21 protein-coding genes are annotated in these 22,102 nt (G+C 65.2%); 6 read left to right on the plus strand and 15 right to left on the minus strand.

Going from position 1 to position 22,102, the window contains the following annotated elements:
- Window positions 1–320: 320 nt before the first annotated feature.
- From XH90_RS28480 to fliI, 6 genes are all read right to left on the minus strand, one after another.
- Entirely contained in the window at window positions 321–1,547 is a 1,227-nt protein-coding gene (locus XH90_RS28480; RefSeq protein ID WP_194477598.1) for an NAD(P)/FAD-dependent oxidoreductase, read from the minus strand.
- A 116-nt stretch (window positions 1,548–1,663) separates the two neighbouring features.
- The gene (locus tag XH90_RS28485) at window positions 1,664–2,623 is read right to left on the minus strand and encodes an AraC family transcriptional regulator (RefSeq protein ID WP_194477599.1); all 960 of its coding nucleotides are present in this window, start codon (window positions 2,621–2,623) and stop codon (window positions 1,664–1,666) included.
- Between the two features lie 167 nt (window positions 2,624–2,790).
- The gene (locus XH90_RS28490) at window positions 2,791–3,858 is read right to left on the minus strand and encodes an anti-sigma factor domain-containing protein (RefSeq protein WP_194477600.1); all 1,068 of its coding nucleotides are present in this window, start codon (window positions 3,856–3,858) and stop codon (window positions 2,791–2,793) included.
- Window positions 3,859–3,940: 82 nt separating this feature from the next.
- Window positions 3,941–4,486, minus strand: a complete 546-nt coding sequence (locus XH90_RS28495) for a sigma-70 family RNA polymerase sigma factor (RefSeq protein ID WP_194477601.1) — start codon at window positions 4,484–4,486, stop codon at window positions 3,941–3,943.
- A gap of 308 nt (window positions 4,487–4,794) precedes the next feature.
- On the minus strand, window positions 4,795–5,214 hold the full coding sequence (fliJ, locus tag XH90_RS28500) for a flagellar export protein FliJ (RefSeq protein WP_092302166.1): 420 nt from the start codon (window positions 5,212–5,214) through the stop codon (window positions 4,795–4,797).
- Between the two features lie 121 nt (window positions 5,215–5,335).
- Window positions 5,336–6,661, minus strand: a complete 1,326-nt coding sequence (gene fliI / locus XH90_RS28505) for a flagellar protein export ATPase FliI (protein WP_194477602.1) — start codon at window positions 6,659–6,661, stop codon at window positions 5,336–5,338.
- Window positions 6,662–7,095: 434 nt separating this feature from the next.
- On the opposite strand from fliI, the gene ctrA reads away from it, so the two are divergent.
- Window positions 7,096–7,797 (plus strand): response regulator transcription factor CtrA, encoded by a 702-nt coding sequence (gene ctrA, locus XH90_RS28510; RefSeq protein WP_016848562.1) that lies wholly within the window; start codon window positions 7,096–7,098, stop codon window positions 7,795–7,797.
- Window positions 7,798–7,890: 93 nt separating this feature from the next.
- On the opposite strand, the gene XH90_RS28515 is transcribed toward ctrA, so the two are convergent.
- Window positions 7,891–9,474 (minus strand): hypothetical protein, encoded by a 1,584-nt coding sequence (locus tag XH90_RS28515; protein ID WP_194477603.1) that lies wholly within the window; start codon window positions 9,472–9,474, stop codon window positions 7,891–7,893.
- Window positions 9,475–9,550: 76 nt separating this feature from the next.
- On the minus strand, window positions 9,551–11,368 hold the full coding sequence (locus XH90_RS28520) for a CHAT domain-containing protein (RefSeq protein WP_194477604.1): 1,818 nt from the start codon (window positions 11,366–11,368) through the stop codon (window positions 9,551–9,553).
- A 273-nt stretch (window positions 11,369–11,641) separates the two neighbouring features.
- On the opposite strand from XH90_RS28520, the gene XH90_RS28525 reads away from it, so the two are divergent.
- The 4 genes from XH90_RS28525 (at window position 11,642) to XH90_RS28540 (ending at window position 13,915) form a co-directional block, all read left to right on the plus strand.
- Window positions 11,642–12,046 (plus strand): DUF350 domain-containing protein, encoded by a 405-nt coding sequence (locus tag XH90_RS28525; protein ID WP_128953712.1) that lies wholly within the window; start codon window positions 11,642–11,644, stop codon window positions 12,044–12,046.
- Between the two features lies 1 nt (window position 12,047).
- A complete protein-coding gene (locus XH90_RS28530; RefSeq protein ID WP_194477605.1) occupies window positions 12,048–12,452 on the plus strand; it encodes a hypothetical protein in 405 nt (134 codons plus the stop codon).
- Between the two features lie 62 nt (window positions 12,453–12,514).
- The gene (locus XH90_RS28535) at window positions 12,515–12,751 is read left to right on the plus strand and encodes a hypothetical protein (RefSeq protein ID WP_246755612.1); all 237 of its coding nucleotides are present in this window, start codon (window positions 12,515–12,517) and stop codon (window positions 12,749–12,751) included.
- Between the two features lie 3 nt (window positions 12,752–12,754).
- Window positions 12,755–13,915, plus strand: a complete 1,161-nt coding sequence (locus tag XH90_RS28540) for a glutathionylspermidine synthase family protein (protein WP_194477606.1) — start codon at window positions 12,755–12,757, stop codon at window positions 13,913–13,915.
- A 1-nt stretch (window position 13,916) separates the two neighbouring features.
- Here XH90_RS28540 and XH90_RS28545 read toward each other — a convergent pair whose 3' ends face one another.
- The 6 genes from XH90_RS28545 to chpT form a co-directional block, all read right to left on the minus strand.
- Complete coding sequence (locus tag XH90_RS28545) at window positions 13,917–14,789, minus strand: protein-glutamate O-methyltransferase CheR (RefSeq protein WP_194477607.1); 873 nt, start codon at window positions 14,787–14,789, stop codon at window positions 13,917–13,919.
- Window positions 14,786–15,982, minus strand: coding sequence for a chemotaxis response regulator protein-glutamate methylesterase (locus XH90_RS28550; RefSeq protein WP_194477608.1), 1,197 nt, complete (start codon window positions 15,980–15,982; stop codon window positions 14,786–14,788). Before XH90_RS28550 ends, XH90_RS28545 begins: the two co-directional genes overlap by 4 nt.
- Window positions 15,983–16,057: 75 nt before the next feature.
- Window positions 16,058–16,423, minus strand: a complete 366-nt coding sequence (locus XH90_RS28555) for a PleD family two-component system response regulator (protein ID WP_007600538.1) — start codon at window positions 16,421–16,423, stop codon at window positions 16,058–16,060.
- A 72-nt stretch (window positions 16,424–16,495) separates the two neighbouring features.
- Entirely contained in the window at window positions 16,496–16,966 is a 471-nt protein-coding gene (locus XH90_RS28560) for a chemotaxis protein CheW (RefSeq protein ID WP_194477609.1), read from the minus strand.
- A 23-nt stretch (window positions 16,967–16,989) separates the two neighbouring features.
- Window positions 16,990–19,764 (minus strand): hybrid sensor histidine kinase/response regulator, encoded by a 2,775-nt coding sequence (locus XH90_RS28565; RefSeq protein WP_194477610.1) that lies wholly within the window; start codon window positions 19,762–19,764, stop codon window positions 16,990–16,992.
- A 196-nt stretch (window positions 19,765–19,960) separates the two neighbouring features.
- Entirely contained in the window at window positions 19,961–20,614 is a 654-nt protein-coding gene (chpT, locus tag XH90_RS28570; RefSeq protein WP_194477611.1) for a histidine phosphotransferase ChpT, read from the minus strand.
- Between the two features lie 175 nt (window positions 20,615–20,789).
- Between chpT and XH90_RS28575 the strand changes: the two genes are divergently transcribed.
- Entirely contained in the window at window positions 20,790–21,617 is an 828-nt protein-coding gene (locus XH90_RS28575) for a 3'(2'),5'-bisphosphate nucleotidase CysQ (protein ID WP_194477612.1), read from the plus strand.
- On the opposite strand, the gene XH90_RS28580 is transcribed toward XH90_RS28575, so the two are convergent.
- Window positions 21,611–22,096 (minus strand): YHS domain-containing (seleno)protein, encoded by a 486-nt coding sequence (locus XH90_RS28580; RefSeq protein WP_194477613.1) that lies wholly within the window; start codon window positions 22,094–22,096, stop codon window positions 21,611–21,613. The genes XH90_RS28575 and XH90_RS28580 overlap by 7 nt on opposite strands.
- Between the last annotated feature and the right edge of the window lie 6 nt (window positions 22,097–22,102).

Raw genomic sequence — 22,102 nt, forward strand, 5'->3', positions numbered from 1 at the left:
CGGCTCTTCAATCAACGAGAAAGGACCCGCCTTCGGAGCCTTTGGGAAGAACGGAGGAATGCTGTCGCACCCAACGTGCCATGAAGGCACCCGAAAGGCGGGGCCGCAAAGGACTTAAGTTATACCAACGGAGGACGACTAGAATATTTTCGCCGTTCTCCGGTAGCGAGCTTAGCCACTCTCATTCTCAAGCTCAAGCTGCGAGCGATCGGAGAGCTCCCGTGACAAGCGAGCCGCCGCCGCTGCATGCGCAGGGTCAATTCTGGCGCTCCACGTTGCGGGGCCGGGATGCTGCAGCGCCGCTGAGTCCGCCGCGCAGTTCAACGACGCGATGCTCCGTAAGTCGGCGGCGGTGCCTGCACCGTCGGGGCTGCGGCAGCGAACAGATCGTCCTTCCTGCCACTCAGCGGCGGATAGATGCGCTTGCAGTTGATGGTCTGCTTGGTCGCCTTCGCGGCCTGACCAGTGGTCCGCACCTCGCGATCCCAGCCTTCCGTGTAGAGCGCCCCCCAATCGCCGAGATCGAGCACGGTGACGTACCAGTCGATCCTGAGCGGCAGCATCGGCCGGCCGACGAGATCGGCCACCACATTATGGCCTGCGAAGCGGCCCATGGGTCGGGCGAACTGGCAGGACATCACGGTCGGATGCAGGCCATCGACCACGCTGGACGCAACGTCGCCGGCGGCGAAGACGCCGGGCAGATCCGCGATCCGCATGAACGGATCGACCAGGAGGCGCCCGAGCCGATCGCGTGCCTCCGGAAAATCTTCGGCGCGCCGGCTCGCACGCATGCCGGCGCACCAGATCAACGTCTGCGCCGCGATGAACTCGCCCGAGCTCAAGCGAACGCCCGATGCCTCGACCGACACGACGCGCACGCCGAGCCGCGTCTCGACCTCGAGCGAGGACAGTGCCGTCTCGATGACGGGACGCGCGCGGTCGCCGATCGTGGCGCCGACAGCGCGATTGGGATCGACCAGGATGATGCGGCGGCTGCCAGTGATGCCGGCGCGCATGAGCCTATCGGGCATTTCGGCGGCAACCTCGATGCCCGTAAAGCCGGCACCGACCACCACGATTGTCGACCGGCCCGGCGACGGTGCGCTGTGGCCAAGCGAGGTGAGATGCTCCTCCAGTCGACGCGCCGCGGCATAGGTATCGACGTCGAATGCGTGTTCGGCGAGGCCCGGAATATCAGGACGCATCACCTCGCTGCCGAGTGCAAGCACGAGGCGGTCGTAGCTCAGCGTCTCTTCGCCGCGGCCGGTGACCAGCGCGATCTGGCGCCGCGCCGGATCGATCGCCTCGACCTCGCCGATACCGTGCGTGACACCAACAGGGTCGAGCAGTTGAGCGAGCGGCAGCGCGACATCGCTGAGATCGACCTCGTAGTTGCGAACTCGGATGTTGTGGTAGGGATTGCGGTCGATGAGGTGGATCTCGATGTCGCGGCCGGCCTCACCGATCGCCTCGCGCATGCGCGCGGCACCGATGGCCGCCCACAGGCCCGCAAATCCGGCGCCGAGCACGACGATACGCGCCATGTTCGTTGACTTCGCTATTCCCTGGAATCCGGCGATCTGCCTTGCGCCGACAGATATAGCTCATTCAGCCGGATCGACCAAATGCGGCCGCGGCGCGCCGCGGCGCAAATCCGGGCTCAGGCCTCGCGCAGTTCGGACGGCGTCGCACCGAAGCGCTTGCGGAAGGCACGGTTGAAATAGGACAGATCCGAGAAGCCCGAGGAGTGCGCGATGTCGCTGATCTTGCGCGCTCGCGCGCGGGGGTCGCCGAGCAGTTTGCGCGCCTGCAGCAGGCGTTGCTCGAGCACGAATTCGGTAAAGGTGGTGCCGGCCTGCTCGAACAGCCGCTGCGCCTGGCGCGGGCTGAGGCCCGAGCGGGTCGCGACCTCGGACAGGCAGAGATCGTTACGGCCGAGCGCCGCCATCACATCGGCGCGCATGAGGTCGAGACGGGCCGCGGCATGGCCGCGACCGCGCGCGAGCGCGGCGTGCTCGGCATCGGTGCCGAGCAGGAGGCCGACGAGATCGACCATGTGCTGCGCGGTGAGGCGCTGGCCGACGGCGTCGAGATGCGGCGCGTGATGGGCGGCGAGCGCGTGATAGCGGAAGATGGTCTCGGCCACCGCACCGTCCGACAGAACTTGCGACAGCTTGTCCTCGGCACGCGGATTGATGTCGAGCAGCGCGCGGCGCGGCATGCGGATGGTGGTGAAGCGGTTCTCGTCGGTGTGACCGACGCTGCCGGTGATGCTCATGTCGGCCAGCACCATCTGGGCCGGCGCAAGCTCGACGGCATGGCCGTTCTGCCTGACGTTGACGAGGCCCGCATGCGCGGCGATCAGCACGAGATCGTCGCTGCCATCGCCAAGACCGCTCTGCGTGCGCGAATATTGCGCGGAGGCTCCTTCGGGAATGGCGAGCGTGATGTTGTCGACCAAGCTGACCTGCAGCCTGCAATCGATGCTGTCGCCATGGCTCGGCCCGATCTCGAGGCCGCAGGCCCCCAGGGCCCGGTCGCGCCAATGTTCGAACGCCGGCCCGTGCGGCAGGCCTGCATATTGGTGGATAAAGATGCCCGGCGGCTTGGCTGCATCCATCTGATTTCTAGCCCCTTCCCGGCACCATGATCGGCCGTGCCGACTGCAAATTCCGGGCATTTGACGCCGCGGAACGGACGGAGGTTCAAATCGGATGAGGATTTGGAGGGACTTGTCGGATTGCGACGACAGAATGGACCGTGGCGACAGGAAAAGGCCTGTCGCGGCTACTTCTTCGCCGGAACCTGCGGCTGGGACGGCGGCACCGTCTCGATCAGCTTGCCGGAGAACACCGGTGCCGAGGTCGGCTGGCCGTTGGGCGAGCCACCCGACTGCTCGACGGTGACGGCATAGGTCGCGCCGTTGACGACATCGGCATCGTAACCGGCGAGCACAGGACGCGCCGTGAAATCACTGCTGCCGATCACGCCGAGCGAACGCGGTCGCGGCAGCTTGTCGGAGATCAGCCAGAGCTCGAAACTCTTGCCCGGCTCCGGCGTCGCCCCGACCTTGCGCACCGTGAAGTTCTTGGTCGCGCCATCGATGGTGAGGATGAAGGCGGGACCGCCGCTTTGCCCCTGCAACAGCGCGACATATTGCGCGGGCGAAGACAGCGGCGCCGCCGGCGTCTTCACCTCGACCGTCTGGATGCGCGGTGGAGGACGCAGCGCGCCAGGCAGCGCATCGGGCAGGAAGACCTGAAGCGACAGCGTCACCAGCAGCGCGGCCGCGAGCGCACCCACGGCGGAGGCGATCGTGCGCCAGCGCTTCACGCGGCCCTCGAGGGAGATCACGTTGGTGTCGTCGACGACAGGCACCTGCGTCGCGGGCGTCACGCTCGGATCTGGCGCATGGGTCTGCGGAATGAATTGCGGGGAGATCTCAGGAATGGCATCGGAGTCGGATTGGGACGGCGCCGGCGGCTGCACGTCTAGCGAGGGAGCTTCCTGCGATGGCGACTCTGGAGATGAAGGCTCTGGAGATGAAGGCTCCGCTGAAGAGAGCTCCGGCAGTGACGGCGGCAGCGTATCCGACAGCGCCGGCGGCACCTCGGGCGTGCCTTGCGCTACGGCCTGCGCGATCTCGCGCTTGATGTTCTCCCACACGATCGGCCGCGGCTCGATCGTGCCGACCATCTGGTTGAGGGCACCGAGCCGGAATTGCCAGGCCTGCACGATTGCGGCGAACTCCTCGTCCACCGCCATCATGGTCGCGACCTGCGCGCGCTCGTCGGCATCGAGCGTGCCGAGCGCATATTCCGCGGCGAGCGCGATATGGTCCTCGCTGTAGGCCATCAATTCAATTTCCTTCACCTCTCCCCGACGGGGAGAGGTGAACTGCCGTTGCCGCTCTGGCTCGTGCCACTCTCATCATCCTCTAAAGCCCGAGGCACTCCCGGATATCCAGCATGCTGCGCCGGAGCCACGTCTTCACCGTGTTGACGGGCGCTGCGAATTTCTCCGCCAATTGCTCGCGGCTCCAGCCGTTGTAGTAGGCGAGAAGCACGAGCCGCTGACGGTCCGGCTCGAGCCGACCGATACATTCCAGGAGCCGCTTCAATTCCTCGGACATCTCCCGGCGCGCCAGGGGATCGGGACTGTCGGCGGCGACCTCCATCGCCTGCGGTTCCTCCTCGAGCGAGGCTTCGGTCTTCTTGCGCACGACATCGATGGCGCGGTTGCGCGCGATCGACGCCATCCACGTGATCGGCGATGACAGCGTCGGATTGAACTGGCCGGCGCTGTTCCAGATCTTGACGTAGGTCTCCTGAATGACCTCCTCCGCGAGATCCTGTCGGCGCAAGATACGCAGGACGACGCCGTAGAGTTTCGCGCGCGTGGCGGCGTAGAGGCGCTCGAACGCGGCCTGATCGCGCTTCGCCACCGCCTCAATCAGCCCGACCAGCTCTGCTGGCGTCAGCATTCAGCCCCCCAACGCGCGGCCCAGTCGCATCCCTCTAACCTCTCCCCGACGGAGAGAGGTCGATTTGCGCAGCAAATCGGAGAGCTGACGGGAGACCGCAACCCCTCACCCGGCGCTCCGCGCCGACCGCTCCCAAGGGAGAGGTGGACACCGCCGTCGCTGGCACAGCATTCATTCCCGCTACCATAGCGCGCGGCCAAGCCCGTCACCAAGAGGCGGGGTGCCACGCTGTGGACAGCGCACGCAAAAACCCGGACCTTGCGGGTCCGGGCTCGCAAATTCGCAAGGGTTTTGTCGCCGGCGGCCGCTTACGCGACGGCGCCGATCCGGGAACGCATCAAGCCGATGCTGTCGAGATCGGCCTGCTCGCGGGCATTTTCCTCGGCGCGCTCGCGGGCCTGGTCGCGCTCGTCCAGGAGCTCGACCTTCTTCAACTCCTCGAAGGCCTCGCCGAGCGCGGCCTTGGCTTCCTCGAGCTGGCCCTTCAGCTCGTCGGCCGAGCGGGTCAGGTTCTCGCGGCGCTGGATGGCGGCCTTGGCATAGGTCGGATAGGCGAAATGCGAGGGATCGTTGATCCCGGCGCGGTCCTGCTCGGTCTGGATCTCGCGTTCAAGATCCACCGACATCCGCTGGAAGTCGGCGATCATGGACTCGATCTGGGCGACCCGGCGGCGCTTCTCGTCGACCTGAAACTTCTTCAGGCGGATGAGGGTATCACGTGACTTCATCGACTCGTACTCCCCAGAAGTCCCTTGGCTGCACGTGGGACGGCACCGGTCTCCCCACAGGCCCCGTTAAGGCCAAGACCGGCTCTACTACTCTGTGGGATCGGATGATGACGGGACAAAGTTAGCGTTCCGTTTCCAAATTCCCGAGGATTTGCGCCAACTGGCGGTAGCCGTCCGCAAGTGATGCATTTTCGTCCTTGCGCTGGCGCAGGAACGCCTCCAGCGGCTCGTGCAGGCGGATCGCCTCGTCGACCTCGGGGCTGGAGCCGGCCCGATAGGCCCCCAGCCGGATCAACTCCTCCATGTCGGCGTAGGTCGCCATCACCGCCCGTGCTTTCTGGATGGTCGGCCAGAACTGCGGGTCGGCCGATTTCGGCATGGTGCGGGAGACGGATTTGAGAATGTTGATGGCGGGGTAGCGGCCGCGCTCGGCGATCGAGCGCTGCATCACGATATGGCCGTCGAGGATGCCGCGGACGGCGTCCGCGATAGGCTCGTTGTGATCGTCGCCGTCGACCAGCACCGTGAAGATCGCGGTGATGGCGCCCTCGCCGAGGCCCGGGCCGGCGCGCTCCAGCAGCTTCGGCAGCTCGGTGAAGACGGTCGGCGTGTAGCCCTTGGCGGTCGGCGGCTCGCCGGCGGACAGGCCGATCTCGCGCTGGGCCATGGCGAAGCGCGTCACCGAATCCATCAGGCAGAGCACATCCTGGCCCTCGTCGCGAAAATATTCGGCGACCGCGAGCGTGAGATACGCGGCCTGCCGCCTCATCAAGGCCGGCTCGTCGGAGGTCGCGACCACCACGACGGAGCGCGCCAGCCCCTCCTCGCCGAGATCGTCCTGCAGGAATTCCTGCACCTCGCGGCCGCGTTCGCCGATCAGGCCGATGACGCTGACGGCGGCATCGACGTTGCGCGCCAGCATCGACAGCAGCACCGATTTGCCGACGCCGGAGCCGGCGAAGATGCCCATGCGCTGGCCGCGGCAGCAGGTGAGAAAGGTGTTCATCGCGCGCACGCCGAGATCGAGCGGCGCGCCCACGCGCTTGCGCGAATGCGCCGGCGGCGGCGAATTGCGATACGGCATCGGCGAAGCGCCTTGCGGCAACGGCCCCTTGCCGTCGATCGGCTCGCCCAGCGCATTGACGACGCGGCCGAGCCAGGCGGCCGACGGACGTACCAGATTGGCCGCGTTGGCGATGACGGCCTTGCAGCCGCGACGCACGCCGTCGAGGCCGGCGAACGGCATCACGACGGCGTTGTTGCCGGAGAAGCCGATCACCTCGCAGGGGATCGACCGGTTGGCGCCGGTCTCGATCACGAGCCGCGCGCCGACCGACATCGCGTGGATCGGGCCGGCCACCTCGACCATCAGGCCGCGAACGCCGACGACACGGCCGTAGATATTGACGCCGTCGATATCGCCGATCTGTTCGGCAAGGGCTTTCATCGAGAGAGCGCCTTCATGAGAGGGCCTTCATTAAGGTGGACCGCCTTCGATATCCGGGCCTTCGCGGCGAAACCCTTAAATTTCGCCATATTTCTGAACGCCGCTTAACTTCGTGTTTACCCGCATCATTAATCATTGCGTCACTGTCTTTGTGACTGAGCGTGACTCCCCTTCAGAAGAAGGCTGAGTCGCGGGAGTCGGTTAGGCCCGTCTCTTAAAGTGGAACTTGAACGGAGCCGGATAACGAAAGCTGCTTCGCGCGCAAGACCTTAGGGCGATTCGACAAAAATTGCACCGGGGGGACTTGCGTTCCAGAATCAGGATTTGTTAACCATCTGTTGTCAGGATCCGAATCAGTTGTTCAAAGGCGTTTTGTTGAGTGCCGCGAATGCGGCCGACCTGACGCCCAGGAGCGGCGACTATGGGGAACTGGCATGCGCGTTTTGCTGATTGAAGATGACAGCGCCGTCGCGCAGTCGATCGAGCTGATGCTGAAGTCTGAGAGCTTCAACGTCTACACGACCGATTTGGGGGAAGAAGGCGTCGATCTCGGTAAATTATACGATTACGACATTATCCTTCTCGACCTCAACCTGCCGGACATGTCGGGCTACGACGTGCTCAAGCAGCTTCGGGTTTCCAAGATCAAGACACCGATCCTGATCCTCTCCGGCCTCGCCGGCATCGAGGACAAGGTCAAGGGTCTCGGCGTCGGCGCCGACGACTACATGACCAAACCCTTCCACAAGGACGAGCTGGTTGCCCGCATCCACGCGATCGTGCGCCGCTCCAAGGGTCATGCCCAGTCGGTCATCCAGACCGGCGACCTCGTCGTCAACCTCGACACCAAGACGGTCGAAGTCGGCGGCCAGCGCGTGCACCTGACCGGCAAGGAGTACCAGATGCTGGAGCTGCTCTCGCTCCGCAAGGGTACGACCCTCACCAAGGAAATGTTCCTCAACCACCTCTATGGCGGCATGGACGAGCCCGAGCTGAAGATCATCGACGTCTTCATCTGCAAGCTCCGCAAGAAGCTCGCCAACGCATCCGAGGGACGCAACTTCATCGAGACCGTGTGGGGCCGCGGCTACGTGCTGCGCGAGCCGCACGAGGCCGACGAGCGCATCCCCGCCTGATCCCTGGGTTTACGCCGCGAGCCTTTGTCGGGCTCGCTCCTCCCAGCCTGGACCCCGCCGCAAATGGCGGGGTTTTGTTTTTTTGGGGCGTGGTCAGGCGCCCGCGAGCATTGGGCTGGCCATAACCGCGTTCCTGACCGGAACGCGCGATGCCGCCTCGCGCAGCCAGGCGATCAACGCGTAGCCGATGATGAATCCGAACGCGAAGGTCGGCAGCACGAAGGACCAGAAGAACGTCCAGCCGGAGACGTTGTCGACGACCTCCATCACAGGCATCGGGCTGACCTGGTGGATGGCCAGCAGCAACCACAGCAGCACCGTCATGCCGCCACCGAAGACGAGGCCATCGCGCATCCGCCGCGTCTTCCGCGACCGCCTGCCCCAGGTCGAGTCCTGCACCAGGAGCGCCGCCATCGCCGCGATTCCCCAGGGGAAGATCAGGAGCGGCAATTCGTGCAGGACCACGTCGAGATAGGGCTTCTGCGGGAACTGGTAGAAGTCGAACGCCGCCTGGACGGGGAGAAGGATCAGGGCACTCCAGAGGCCGACCGTCAGGATGAAGCCGATTGGCAGCCGGCCGAAAATGGTCTCGTTCGCGAACGCGTATTGCCGCTTGAAATAATAGACCAGCCAGAAGTTCACGATCAGGTACAGGGGCGTCATCAGCAGCGTCCGCATCATGCCGACATATTGGTCTCCGGGCATGTGGACGATCTTGCCTGAGCCGAGCAGCCATGCGAGGCACCAGACGAAGCCGAAGCCCGCCGCGACCGCGACAAATTTCGCGATGCCGGGCGGAGCCGGCTCCAGCGTGAAGCCGATCGCCCCGAGCCTCTGCCTGCTGCGCCCGAGCGTCCATTCGCCGGCGAGCGCGGCGCGCGCTGCGAACAGCAGCAGATTGTTGAGCAGGGAATCCATGTCCTTGCGCAGATCCTCCAGCATGCATCCGGCCGCGGTCTGGGCCGCGAGTTGAAGCTGGCTGACCACGGTGTGGCGGGTCGAGAGCTTGTCGAGCGCCTGCCAGTCGTCAGGCTCGACATGGCTGTCCTCCATGATCGCACCGTAGATCTCGGCGCTGCTCTTGAGCACGCGGACGGTGCGGAAGCAGAGCGAATCGTAGACCGCGAGCAGCTCCGCATAGAGATCGGAATTGCGCTCCATGAAGGCATCATGATCGGCGGCCCAGCGCTCGAAATGGAGCATCAGCGCCGAGATCTTGAGGAAGCGCGACTGGATCGCGGTCGATTGCGTGGCGCGGAAATCGTCGACCTGGTAGCCGACCCTGGACAGCTTGCGCTGAAGGCTCGGCATGTCGTCCGGACCGACCTGGAACGGAGCTGCAGCCAGCGCGTCGCGCAGGGCGAACGCGCTGACGGGAATGCCGGCCAGCTCCTGACAGAATTTCCGCCACACCTTCGGCGCGACGGGAATCAGCCAGGCGAACATCAGCAGCCAGACCGCGGCGAGCGGCGAGAGCTTGCCGGGAAGAACGGCATAGACCACCAGGAACGGCGTGGTGAAGACGGCAAGGCCGAACAGAAACAGCGGCCGCGTCGTGAACGAGCGGGTGCCTTTCAGCGTGTGAAACCTGAACCAGTAGAACAGCACGACCAGAAGCGGTCCGCCGAACGATTCGAAGATCGCATTCAGTGGTTCTACGACTTGAGCAAGCGACACGATGAACTCCTATTGCTAGGGTTCGCTGTTGAAAGGCGCACCGGACAAAGCGGCATCCGGCGACCGGCGTGAAGCGTCACGCAGCCTGGGCAACCATCTTGGCCTTCTGGACCAGGAGATCGATATTGTCCGGGGCCAGCGCAATCGCGCTGTCCATATCGTTCTGGGCCTTCACCACGTCCTTGATCTGGGCGTAGGCATTGGCCCGCGACACCAGATATTTCGGCTCGTTCTCGTTGGTCGCGATCGCCGTGCCGAAGGCCTTGATCGCCTCCTCGACATAGCCGCGCTTGTCGTCGGTGCCGGCGGCCGTCATGCTGACGATGCCCTTGATCCAGTAGAACTCCGCGTTCTTCGGCTTGAGCTTGATCGCCTCGGTGATGTCGCTCAGCGCGTTCTCGTAGAGACCGACCGTCACGTTGAAATTTGCTCTTCGCACGAAATACTCCGGCTTGGCCGGATCGAGCTTGAGCATGTAGGCGAAGCTCGCGGCGGCCTTCGGGATCTGCTTCTGCTTGTGTTGAAGCGTGCCGAGATCGAAATAGACCTTTGCGAGCCGGGTCGACAGTTCGGCATCGTCGGCGAGGAGGCCGTGCAACTCCTGCCCGCGCCGGGTCAAGTCCTCCAGCGCCTCGACCGTCGTCGGGGCAATCAGCAGCGCCTCCATGAAGTCATCGCGGCGCTGTTGCAGCATCTCCTTCGAGGGGCGCGCCGCCTCGGGTGGAGCGACCGGCGGCTGCGGCGCTTCGACGTCGAAGATCCGGCCGTCCGGCGAGCGCATGTAGAGGACGGGAATTCCCCACTCGACGCGCGACTTCTCCTGGATGAATTTGCGCGCGAGCGTCACCGCGTCGTCGATCGGCCGGTTGCCGGCGAGCGCCGCGTAAAATCCCTCCGACATCGAGATCGCGGCGTTGTCGGTGATCGGAAACTGCATCGCCACCACGGCGGGCAGCCATCCCGTCTTCATCAGCCCGATCGCCGGATTGCCGAAGCGGTCGCCGACGTTGATCCTGGCGCTCTCGCAGCAATTGAGCACGATCAGGCGCAGGCTGCGCTTTGCTCCCGTCAGCATCATCGCGAGGTCGGTTGCGAACTTCTTCACCGGCTTGCCGTCCTCGTCGACCATGACGACGAAGCCGCTAGCGCCGGCGCCGGGCGAGGCTTCCTCGACGCCGCCATGCCCGATGAAGTGGAAGATGTGCCAGTCGCCTTCCAGGAGCTTCTTCATCAGGTCTTTGCCGGTGCCGCCGGGGACCCACTGGAAATCGACCTTGCCTTCGTGCTGGAGCGCATCGATGCCCTTGTTGATGCGGTCGCGCTCCTTGACGACGTTGAGCTTCGGCCATTCGCTGGTCGAGGGATCGGAGATCATGCCGAGGATGCGCAGCGGTCCCTTGACGCCCATCCGGCTGACGCCGCCGGCCGTCTCGAGATAGCGCACGATGGGGCGCGTGAGGCTGACGAAGCCCGGCATGTCGTCTTCGTCGTAGAGATATTCCCAGGGCAGTCCGGCGAGATCGGCCGACTCGATGCGCAGCTTGATCCTCAGATCCTGCGCCGCGCCCTTGCTGCGCTCGTAGATCCGCTGGATCGAGGGCACGTCGGTGAAGACGCTGCGAAACACACCGCGGCCGAAATCGCGCAGCACCTGCTCGCCGCGCGTGGTCGGGCCCTGGCGGTTCTTCTCGTCGATCTCGAGCACGGCATTTTCCAGCTCGCCGCGCAGCTTCGCCAGTTCACCGGGCGCCGAGAACCAGAACTTCACCTGGCTCTTCGGCGCCTCGCCGGCCGGCGACCTGACGACCCGGCCGTAATATTGCTGAGGACCGCCGCCCGCCGGCAGATCGGAGCCGATCTCGAGCTCGAAATCTTCGTATTCGGCAACAGGCATTTTGAGCCTCACTCAACAATGTCTTGATCTGGACGAAGCATCCCTCGAATGAGCGCGGCCGATCGAAATGAGGGCGGCCGTAGAACAATGGCTCAGTTTATCACACACAACCTCGAGACGCATTTGTGAAGCATGTCTCATCCGGCCCGAAAATTTGTGCGGTGCGCGGGTACGTCGCAGAGCGGGCTTGTTTCTGGGGATCGAACCTGTCGGCCCGCTGCGGCGACTAAGCGATCGTGCCAGAATTCGCCGGCGCCAAGGTTGGACCTCCCCATGATCCTGCAATCGCTCGCCGGCCTGCCCGCCTTCCTGGTCTATTTCTGCACCGGGCTGATCGCGATAGTGGCATATCTGCTGGTCTACACGCGGATCACGCCGCACAACGAGTTCCAGCTGATCCGGGACAACGATCCTGCCGCAGCGATCGCGCTCGGCCTCAGCCTGCTCGGCTTCGTAGCGCCGCTGTTCAGCGCGATCGCACATTCCGCCAATGTGCTGGACTGCCTGGTCTGGGCCTTCATCGCCCTGATCGTGCAGGTCGCGGTTTTCTATATCGTGAAAATCCCGGTGCCGAACCTGTCGGGACGGATCGCCGCCGGCGAGCTCGCGCCCGCCATCTGGCTCGGCCTGTCCTCGCTCGCAGCCGGCCTGCTGAACGCCGCCTGCATGATCTACTGATATGGCCGCCAAGCCTCCCACCAAGGATTTCGGCAAGCGCAGGCCCGCCCCCGTGCCGCCGGCCCCGCGCGAACCGGTGAAGCGCTCGGGCCATGTCGCGCTGCTGGTGATGGGCACCATCGCGGTGGGCAGCACCGCCTTCATGCTGATGCCGCGGCAGGCTTGCGATCCCGCGCCTGCCGGGACGACGCCTCCCGGCGCAACGACGCCGGCACCGGCGACCACCAACTGCAGCAGCAGCAGCCGCAGCTCATCAGGCAGTTCGCACTGGTCGTCGCGATCGAGCTTCTACAGCAGCGACTCCTCAAGTCATTCCTCGTCGGGTGGATCGCCTGAAGGGGGCTCCGGCGGCGTCACTCGTGGCGGCTTCGGCTCGTTTGCACACGCCTTTTCGGGCGGCAGCTGACGCGCGCGGTTTTGAATTCAACGCCGCGCGCCGGTCTGCTTTAAAAGCGCGCGGAAGGACACATGATGAAACGTTCGCGAAGGGTCATGCTTACGCTGATGGGAAGCGCCGCGGTCAGCGCGGCCTCGATGGGATTCACCAGGCGGGATCGTCCCTGCGGCTACGGGCTGGAAGCCGTGCCCGGCATCGACGGCCAGCCGTATTGCCGGCCGCGCTATGGCGGCTTCGGCGGCACGCTGCATCGCATGCACGGCCATGGCGGGCACGGTCATGGTCATGGCGGACACGGCGGCCGCTGACACATGCAGCGCATCACCTGTCCCGAGCGCGACGACTGGCAACAAACCGCCGAGCAATGCGGCTTCGCCTTCCACACCATCGACGGCGAGCGCTATTGGGACGAGCGCGCCTATTACGCATTCACGCTCGACGAGATCGAGCGCGGCATCGAGACGCCAACCGGCGAGATCGACGCGATGTGCCTGGAACTCGCCGGGCACGTGATCGGCGACGAGCGCCATTTGCGGCGGCTCAAGATTCCGGAAGCGTTCTGGGATCTGATCTCCGAGAGCTGGGAGCGCGACGACCGCAGCCTCTACGGCCGGCTCGATCTCAAATTCGACGGCGCGGGCCCCGCAAAGCTGCTCGAATACAATGCTGACACGCCGACCTCGATCTTCGAGGCTGCCGTGTTTCAATGGACCTGGCTCGAACAGGCCATCGAGCGCCGCATCATCCCCGCACGCGCCGACCAGTTCAACTCGATCCACGAGCGCCTGATCGCGGCATGGAAGGACATTGCCGCAAACAAGCACCTGCACCTCACCGGCACCACCGGCAACGAGGAAGACGCCGGTACGCTCGCCTATCTCGAAGACACCGCGCGCCAGGCGGGCCTCTCGACCACGCTGCTCGACATCGAGGAGATCGGCTGGCGCGACGAGACCGGCGGCTTCGTCGATCTCGATAACAACGACATGGAGCTGGTCTTCAAGCTCTACCCCTGGGAGTGGATGTTCCACGACGCCTTCGGCGCCAAGCTCAAGGGTGCACCGACGCGCTGGATCGAGCCGCCGTGGAAGGCGATGCTCTCCAACAAGGGCATCCTGCCGCTGCTGTGGGAGATGTTTCCAAAGCACCCCAATCTGCTGCCGGCCTTCTTCGAGGACGACCCGCGCGCCGCCGAGCTTGGCAGCTCCTACGTCCGCAAGCCCTTGCTGTCGCGCGAAGGCGCCAATGTCACGCTGGTATCGAGCGGAATGTCACTCGACGAGCACGCCGGCCCTTACGGCGCCGAAGGCTTCGTGCGCCAGGCGCTCTCACCGCTGCCGAATTTTTCCGGCGTCTATCCGGTGGTGGGGAGCTGGCTGGTGAACCACGAACCGTGCGGGCTTTCGATCCGCGAGGACGAGAGCCCGATCACGGGCAACAGCTCGCGGTTTCTGCCGCACGCGATTTTGTAGATCACCGCGCCGCGGCGACCTTCAGCGGCTGCGGCATCAGTCCGCCCATTGGTCGGCCCGAGCGCGCGGGGTTGAGCTGATAGAGACCACGGCGATCGGACATCGGGCGGAACGCGTCGGTGATGCCGACCACGGATTCGGCAGCGCCCAGCAGCAGCGTGCCGTCGGCTTCCAGGCCCTTCGCCATGCGCTCGAAGATCATGGCCTTGGTGTCCTGATCGAAATAGATCAGCACGTTGCGGCAGAAGATCACGTCGAACGTGCCGAGATGGGAGAAGTCCTGCAACAGGTTGAGCTGGCGGAACTGCACCATCGCGCGGACATCGGCATTGAGCTGCCAGACATCGCTCGCCTGGGTGAAGTATTTCATCAGCAACTGGATCGGAAGGCCGCGCTGCACTTCGAACTGGCTGTAGGCGCCGGCCTTCGATTTCTCCAGCACTTCCTGCGACAGATCGGTGGCGACGATTTCGATACGCCAGCCGCCGAGTGCAGCCCCCATCTCCTTCAGGCACATCGCGATCGAGTACGGCTCCTGCCCCGTCGACGACGCCGCCGACCAGATCCGTAAGCTCCTGCGCGCGGCCCGGGCCTGGATCAGGCCGGGCATGATGCCGTCGCGCAGATGATCGAACGGGATCTTGTCGCGGAAGAAGAAGGTCTCGTTGGTGGTCATGGCTTCGACCACGTCGGTCGCAAGCCGGCCGTCGCCGTTCCGGATCTTGAGAACGAGATCGGAGATGCCTGATAGACTCGCCTTGCGCGCCAGCGGCAGCAATCGGCTCTCGACCAGGTATTGCTTGTCGGGCGAGAGATCGAGACCGGAACGTTCTTTCAGGAACTTGCGCAGATAGTCGTAGTCCGCCGGCGTCACGAACGGTCTCCCGCGAACAGGCGGTTGACCTTCGCGCCGATCTGGTTGAGCGGCAGGATCGCCGCGCAGATGCCGGCGTTGGCCGCCGCACCCGGCATGCCCCACACCACGCTGGAGGCCTCATCCTGCGCGATCACGCTGCCGCCGGCGGCGACGATGTCCTTGCCGCCGCGCATGCCGTCCGAGCCCATGCCCGTCAGGATCACGGACAGGATGTTGCCGTGCCAGATGTCGATGGCGGAGGTGAAGAGCGGATCGACCGCAGGTTTGCAGAAATTGACGGCCGGACCGTCGTCGAGCGCGATCGCGGCCTCCGTGCCGCTGCGCACGACGCGCATGTGCTTGCCGCCCGGCGCGAGATAGATGCGACCAGGTTTCACGGGCTCGCCATCGACAGCCTCGGCTGCCGGACGGCGGCTCGAACGCGCCAGATGCTCGGCGAGAATGGTGGTGAAGGTCGGCGGCATGTGCTGGGTGATCAGCACCGGGAAGCGGTCGATGACGGGGCCGAGCTCGGTGACGAGCGTCATCAACGCCTGCGGGCCACCGGTGGAGGAGCCGATCAGCAGCACCTTCGGCGCCTGGGTCGAGAACGGACGCGTGGAGAGCGAGCCCGACGACAAGGCATGCACGGCCGGTGCGGGCGCTATGGGTCGCGCCACGGCAGGTGCACGCGCAATGGGCGCAGCGGGGCTCGCGGGCGCCAGCGGCGGACTGGCCACTGCCGGCTTCCGGCGCAGCCGCGCACCGAGGTGGCGGATCTTCTGGATCAGATCGTGGTGGAAGATATCGGCGGCGGAGGTCTCACGCGTCGATTCCGGTTTCGGAATGTAGTCGGCCGCGCCGAGCGACAGCGCCTTGAAGCTGACCTCCGCGTTGCGGCGGGTCAGCGTCGAAGCCATGATGACGACGAGATCGCGCTTCTTCGCCAGGAGCTGCGGCAGCGCCGAGATGCCGTCGAGCTCGGGCATCTCGATGTCGAGCACGGCGACATCGGGGTTGATGCGTTCGAGCTGGTTGACCGCATCGAGCCCGGTGCGCAGCGACGCCGCGACCTCCATGTCGTGCTCGGCTCCGATCCAGCGCGAGATCAGACCGCGTATGACGACGGAATCGTCGACGATCATCACCCGCAGCGGCCCGGCCTCACGCGACGGGCTCATGGTCGAATTACCTGCGAACGCCACACTCATTACTCACCAACTCAGACTGAAACGGTTTAGTTGAAAACAAACGCCGAAGGAGCCGTCCAGCCTCCGGGGGTTCGCTCAGATCAAGCCGACTTCCTGGAATTTCGCCGTCACGATGTCCTTGTCGAAAGGCTTCATGATGTATTCGTTGGCGCCGGCATGCAGCGCACGCGCGATGTGCGCGACGTCGTTCTCTGTGGTGCAGAACACCACCTTGGGCTGGTCGCCGCCGGGCATGCGGCGGAGATGACCGAGAAACTCGTAGCCGTCCATCACCGGCATGTTCCAGTCGAGCAGCACGGCGTCGGGCAGTCCGCGCTTGCAGGCTTCCAGGGCCTTCTCACCGTCCTCGGCTTCCAGAATCTGGAAGTCGAGGCCCTCCAGGATCCGACGCGCGACCTTGCGGATGACGCTGGAATCATCAACGACGAGACAAGTGCGCATGTGAACCTCTGCTTCCTGTCCCCTTTGCGGGGACCTTCCAATTGCTTGGCCGTCGGCGGCAATGCCGCCGTATCAGGCCGCCATCATCTCGGGCGCGAGCTCGAGGACGCGATCGACGTCGAGGACGACCATGAGCTGGCCGTCGAGACGGTGGACGCCTCCGGCGAGCTTGGCCATGCGGGGGTCGAGGTTGACCGGGTTCTCTTCCTTGCTGTCCTCGGGCAGGCGCAGCACCTCGCCGATCTGGTCGATCAGGAGGCCATAGGATTCGCCGCGCAGGTCGACGCCGACCGCCATCGGCGTCTTGCCGTCCTCGTCCCTGGGCAGGCCGAGACGGGCGCGCATGTCGACCACGGTGACGATGCGGCCGCGCAGGTTCAAGACGCCCGAGATCTCGCGCGAGGACAAGGGAACGCGGGTGACGCGCTCGGGCATGAACACGTCCTGGACGCGGGAGATCGGCAGGCCGAACAGCTGGCCGCCGATCATCGCGGTGACGTATTCGACCATGGCGCCTTCGGTGGACTGGGTCTTCTTGCTCATTGCAATCTCTCCTGATCCCGGTCTTACGCCGCCGCCCGGCTCAGCTCGGAGGCGCCGGCGGCGCCCGCGGTCTGCTCCTTCAGCGCCGCGATCAGACCGGGACGGTCGAACTTGGCAACATAGTCGTGGAAGCCGGCCTGACGGCCGCGCTCGATCGCCGCCGGCGACACCAGCGCGGACAGGCCGATGATCGGCATCGCGCCCAGATTGCTGTCGGAACGAATGGTCTCGGCGAACTCGAACCCGTTCATGTCGGGCATCTCGATGTCGGTCAGGACCACGTCGAAGTTCTGCGCGCGCAAGGCAGCCAGGCCCTCCTGCGCGGTCGGCGCGGTGCGGACGCGGTAGCCGGCCGCTTTCAGCACCGGCGCCAGCATGTTGCGGAAGAACGCGCTGTCGTCGACCAGCAGCACCGACTGCGAGTGCATCGACGGCTTCATCTCCTTGCGGGTGAACCAGTCGGCGAACGCCATGGGCAGGAAGTGGCCGACGTCGATCACCTCGGTGGCCTGGCCCTTGATCACGGCCGAGCCGAGGATGCCGCTAGCCGAGCCGCCGACCTCGATGTTGAGGCGCTCCTCGACGATGTCGATGATCTCGTCGACGACGAGGCCCATGGAGCGGCCGTCATCGGCGAACACCAGGATCGGCTGGGCGCCCTGGCTGGCGATGCTGACGCCGTCCATGGCCACCAGCGGCATCAGCTGCTCGCGGTACTGCACCATGTAGCGGCCGTTGGAGAACTCGATCTTGTCGGCCGGCAGCTCTTCCAGGCGCGTGACGAGGCCAAGCGGGACCGCCTTGGGCTGGCTGGAGCCGGCGCGGAACACCAGCAGCGAGGTGGTCTGCTCGCCCGAGCCGATGTGGAGCGCGCCATTGTCGTCGGCCATGTCATGGGCCGAGGAGCCGGCGGCGCCGAGCGCCTTGGCAATGCCGTTGGGGTCGATGATCATGATGACGGCGCCATCGCCCAAAATGGTATTGCCGGAGAACATGTCGATGTGGCGGAGCTTCGTCGACATCGGCTTGACCACGATCTCTTCGGTGTGGAACACGCCGTCGACGACGATGCCGAAGGTCTGGCTGCCGACCTGGGTGACCACGATGAAGCCGTTCTCGGGATCGCTGGCCGCGCCGTCGTCGATCTTGAGCAGCTTCTTCAGGTGGATCAGCGGCAGCAGCTTGTTGCGCAGGCGAAGGACCGCGGTGTCCTTGATGCGCTCGATGCGGTGCTCGGAGTTGGCGCGGGCACGCACCAGCTCGACCACCGAGAGCTGCGGGATGGCGAAGCGGTCACCGGCGGCCTCGACGATCAGCGCGGAGACGATCGCCAGCGTCAGCGGGATCTTGATGGTGACGGAGGAGCCTTCACCGGCGACCGACTTGATGTCGATGGTGCCGCCGATCTGGTCGATATTGGTGCGGACCACGTCCATGCCGACGCCGCGGCCCGAGACCGAGGTGATGGCGGCCGCGGTCGAGAAGCCCGGCGCGAAGATGAACTTGTGGATCTGGGCTTCGCTCATCTTCTCCAGTTCGGCCTCGGTGACGAGACCTGAGGAGAGCGCCTTGGCCTTGATCTTCTCGGTGTTGAGGCCGCGGCCGTTGTCGGCGATGCAGATGATGATGTGGCCGCCCTCGTGATAGGCGGACAGGCGGATGGTGCCCTGCTCGCCCTTGCCGGAAGCGAGGCGCTCGGCGGGGGTCTCCAGGCCGTGATCGGCGGAGTTGCGCACCATGTGGGTGAGCGGGTCCTTGATCAGGTCGAGCACCTGGCGGTCGAGCTCGGTGTCGGCGCCGTGCATCTCCAGCTCGATCTGCTTGCCGAGTTCGCTCGAGAGGTCGCGGACGATGCGGGGCAGCTTCTGCCAGGCATTGCCGATCGGCTGCATGCGCGTCTTCATGACGCCTTCCTGCAGCTCGGCGGTGACGTTGGAGAGGCGCTGCAGCGGCACCTTGAACTCGGTGTCCTCGTTGCGCCTCGAGATCTCCAGCAGCTGGTTGCGGGTCAGCACCAGCTCGGAGACCATGGTCATCAGGTGCTCCAGCGTATCCACGTTGACGCGGATCGACTGGTTGGCGATGCGCTCGCCCTCGCCGGCGCTCTCGTCGGCCATCGACTTCTTCGGCGCAGCCTTCTCCCTGGCAGGCTTTGCGGCCTCCCTGGCGGCAGGTGCCGGGACTTCAGCCACCGGCTCAGCCTTGGCAACCGGCGCCGGGGCTTCGATCGCGGTCTCGCGGAAGGCGCGCTCGAGCTCGTCGAGCGAGACTTCGCCCGGACGCAACGGACGCTCCAGGGTCTGGTCGATCAGCGTGCCCGTGGTCATCTCCTTGGCGGCAGCGGGCGCAGCGGCAGGGGCTTCCGGCACCAGCGGCGGGGCTTCGGCAACGGGAGCAGAGCTCCCCGCCGCCATTGCGGCCATGCCCTGCTCGACCATCGCTTCCAGCTTGTCGATCAGATCGCGGTCGTTGCCTTCGGGCTCGGCTTCGGTCGCCTCGAGGCCGGCCAGAATCTCCTTGATGCGGTCGATCGAGGACAGGATCAGCGTCACTGCCGGTCCCGTCACCGGCATGCCGTCGCGGAATTTGCCCATCAGCGTCTCGCCGGCATGCGCCAGCGCTTCGAGCCGCGGCAGACCGAGGAAGCCGCACGTACCCTTGATGGTGTGGACCAGGCGGAAGATGTTATCCAGGATCTTGGCGTTGTTCGGTTCCTGCTCGAACTTCACCAGCTGATTGTCGACGGTGTCCAGGCTCTCGCTGGTCTCCGTCAGAAACTCCCGCAACAGATCATCCATGAAACAGGCCTTCATACAGGGAGGGCACGCACGACTTGTGATGCGCCTATTCGGAATGGGGCCAGCTTCACCGCAAAGCGTTTAATAATGGTTGAGTATGTGCAAAAGAACGGAACCAACAAAGACATAAGGCGCTCCGGACAAGCCGAAGCGCCTCGTAAAGGATGGCTTAACAGTTCGAGAGCGACGGGCGCGCTTACGAAGCGGTAACGATGATCGCCTCGCCTTCGAGCTTGAGCGTCACGGTCAGCCCACAGGCCTGCGCCAACAGCCGCGTATAATAAGGCTGGATCGCGTGCGCATCCGCAGCCGGTCCGCGCTCGCCGCTCAGAAGCTCGGAGATGTTCTGCGGCAGGCGGGCATTGTGTCCGGTCGCGGTGATGCGGAAGCTCATCGTCTCGCCCTCGCCGATCGGATCGATCGTCAGCATGCCGCCGCGCGGGATCGTATGCTGGGACACGACCAGCATGTTGAGCAGCAGCTTGACGCGGTTCTTCGGCAGCAGCAGCCGCGGCAGATTCCACGTGATCGTGCACTTGCCGTCCTCGATGTGGCCCTTTGCCATGGTCTGGGCATCGCCGAGATCGATCTGCGCGCCGGAGGAGCCGGCCGCGCCGAAGGCGAGGCGACAGAATTGCAGGCGGGCGGAGGCGGTCTTGGCACTCTTGCGAATGAGATCGAGCGCGAATTCGCGGTCCTCGGGCTTGGGATCGTCGTCGAGCACTTCGAGCCCATTGACGATGGCGCCCACCGGGCTGATGAGATCATGACACACCCGCGAGCACAGCAGGGCCGCGAGTTCGAGCATGTCGGGAGCGGAAGCGGTAGCGGGTGACGGAGCGTCAGACATAAAGGGTTCCTGGAATTGCACGGTGCGGACGCGGCGAATCACGCATGCTTGAACTGTTGCTGCGGGTTCTATCATTCGCCAGCCTGTGGCAGCTAGCTTGCGATAGGTTCGAAGCGGCCGTAATGGACGCAGGCGAATCACGTGACGAGAGGCGAAACTTGCCGATGAATGAGGCATGCGGGTGAGGATCATCGACGGCGAGGCCGCGTTCCGGCTGATGGAGCCCCTGACCGCACTGGTGGTGCAGGCCGGCGAGGCGATCCTGAGCGTCAATCGCGGGGCGATGCGGGTCGACGGCAAGCAGGACGGCTCGCCGGTGACCGAGGCCGACCTCGCCGCCGACCGGATCATTGCCGAAGGGCTGGCACGGCTTGCCGGCGACGTGCCGACACTCTCGGAAGAGCGGACACACCTCGCCACGCCGCCGTTTCGCGGCAGCTTCTTCCTGATCGATCCGCTCGACGGCACCAAGGAGTTCGTCGCCGGCCGCGACGAGTTCACCGTCAACCTCGCGCTCGTGACCGAGGGTGTGCCGCTGCTCGGCATCGTCAGCGCGCCGGCGCTCGGGCTGCTCTGGCGCGGCATTGTCGGCCGCGGTGCCGAGCGTGTGAGGTTCGACGGCACCGCCATCGGCGCGGCCGAGCCAATCCGGACCCGCAAGCTGCCGAAAGCCGGCGAGCCCTGGATCGCGGCGGTGAGCCGCTCCCATGGCGACCCCAAAAGCGAAGCATTCATCGACAACAGACCCAACGCCGTCAGAAAGACCTGCGGCTCGGCCGTGAAGTTCGGCCGGATCGCCGAGGGCAGCGCGGACATCTATCCCCGCTTCGGGCCGACCTGCGAATGGGACGTCGGGGCGGGCTGCGCAGTGGTGACCGCAGCCGGCGGCAGGGTGACCGACGGCCAGGGCGGCGAACTCCGCTTCGGCGAACGCGGCGACACCGGTTTCATCATTCCGGCGTTCGTCGCCTGGGGCGATGCCGCGGCGGTGATGCCCTACTGACTGAGCTGATCCTGAAGCGCCGGCCAGCGTTTGCCGACCTCATACAGGAAGCGTTCGGGATTAGCCGCGAAGGCGTCGCGATTGGCCTCCCGGCTGAACAGATAGAGCCGCTGCGCCGAGATCACGAAGAAGCGGGGATTGCCGGCGATGGTCACGCCGCGGGCGATATCGGCGGGGTCATAGCCGCCGAATTGCGGGCCGTAGATTTCTGGGTGGGCCAGAAACTCCGCCCGGTTGCCCTCGTTGCGGAAACGCCAGACCGCCCCCCAGAGGTTGGCCTCGAACTCCGCCGTTCCTCGCTCGGGGCCGCCATCGACGAAATAGGCGACGGGGTCGAAGCCTTCGATCGCGACGCCCGAGAAACGATTGACGACGACACGCTCGGTGGTCGCCGCATGCGCCGGCAATCCGGAAGAGACCAGCCAAATGCCTGCCAGCAGGCAGACCAGACGGCCGATCAAGGCAATTCCGGGGCGCAAAGGGCT

Origin of the sequence: Bradyrhizobium sp. CCBAU 53338, from assembly GCF_015291665.1 — a bacterium.
Lineage (GTDB): Bacteria > Pseudomonadota > Alphaproteobacteria > Rhizobiales > Xanthobacteraceae > Bradyrhizobium.

Excerpts from the sequence above, each read along its gene's own strand:
- XH90_RS28525 (WP_128953712.1), top strand. The coding sequence starts at position 11,642 with ATGATCCTGCAATCGCTCGCCGGCCTGCCCGCCTTCCTGGTCTATTTC.
- XH90_RS28560 (WP_194477609.1), bottom strand. The coding sequence starts at position 16,966 with ATGAGCAAGAAGACCCAGTCCACCGAAGGCGCCATGGTCGAATACGTC.
- XH90_RS28540 (WP_194477606.1), top strand. The coding sequence starts at position 12,755 with ATGCAGCGCATCACCTGTCCCGAGCGCGACGACTGGCAACAAACCGCC.
- XH90_RS28555 (WP_007600538.1), bottom strand. The coding sequence starts at position 16,423 with ATGCGCACTTGTCTCGTCGTTGATGATTCCAGCGTCATCCGCAAGGTC.
- fliI (WP_194477602.1), bottom strand. The coding sequence starts at position 6,661 with ATGAAAGCCCTTGCCGAACAGATCGGCGATATCGACGGCGTCAATATC.
- XH90_RS28480 (WP_194477598.1), bottom strand. The coding sequence starts at position 1,547 with ATGGCGCGTATCGTCGTGCTCGGCGCCGGATTTGCGGGCCTGTGGGCG.
- XH90_RS28490 (WP_194477600.1), bottom strand. The coding sequence starts at position 3,858 with ATGGCCTACAGCGAGGACCATATCGCGCTCGCCGCGGAATATGCGCTC.
- XH90_RS28530 (WP_194477605.1), top strand. The coding sequence starts at position 12,048 with ATGGCCGCCAAGCCTCCCACCAAGGATTTCGGCAAGCGCAGGCCCGCC.
- XH90_RS28575 (WP_194477612.1), top strand. The coding sequence starts at position 20,790 with ATGCGGGTGAGGATCATCGACGGCGAGGCCGCGTTCCGGCTGATGGAG.
- XH90_RS28495 (WP_194477601.1), bottom strand. The coding sequence starts at position 4,486 with ATGCTGACGCCAGCAGAGCTGGTCGGGCTGATTGAGGCGGTGGCGAAG.
- chpT (WP_194477611.1), bottom strand. The coding sequence starts at position 20,614 with ATGTCTGACGCTCCGTCACCCGCTACCGCTTCCGCTCCCGACATGCTC.
- XH90_RS28485 (WP_194477599.1), bottom strand. The coding sequence starts at position 2,623 with ATGGATGCAGCCAAGCCGCCGGGCATCTTTATCCACCAATATGCAGGC.
- XH90_RS28550 (WP_194477608.1), bottom strand. The coding sequence starts at position 15,982 with ATGAGTGTGGCGTTCGCAGGTAATTCGACCATGAGCCCGTCGCGTGAG.
- ctrA (WP_016848562.1), top strand. The coding sequence starts at position 7,096 with ATGCGCGTTTTGCTGATTGAAGATGACAGCGCCGTCGCGCAGTCGATC.
- XH90_RS28535 (WP_246755612.1), top strand. The coding sequence starts at position 12,515 with ATGATGAAACGTTCGCGAAGGGTCATGCTTACGCTGATGGGAAGCGCC.
- XH90_RS28565 (WP_194477610.1), bottom strand. The coding sequence starts at position 19,764 with ATGGATGATCTGTTGCGGGAGTTTCTGACGGAGACCAGCGAGAGCCTG.
- XH90_RS28520 (WP_194477604.1), bottom strand. The coding sequence starts at position 11,368 with ATGCCTGTTGCCGAATACGAAGATTTCGAGCTCGAGATCGGCTCCGAT.
- fliJ (WP_092302166.1), bottom strand. The coding sequence starts at position 5,214 with ATGAAGTCACGTGATACCCTCATCCGCCTGAAGAAGTTTCAGGTCGAC.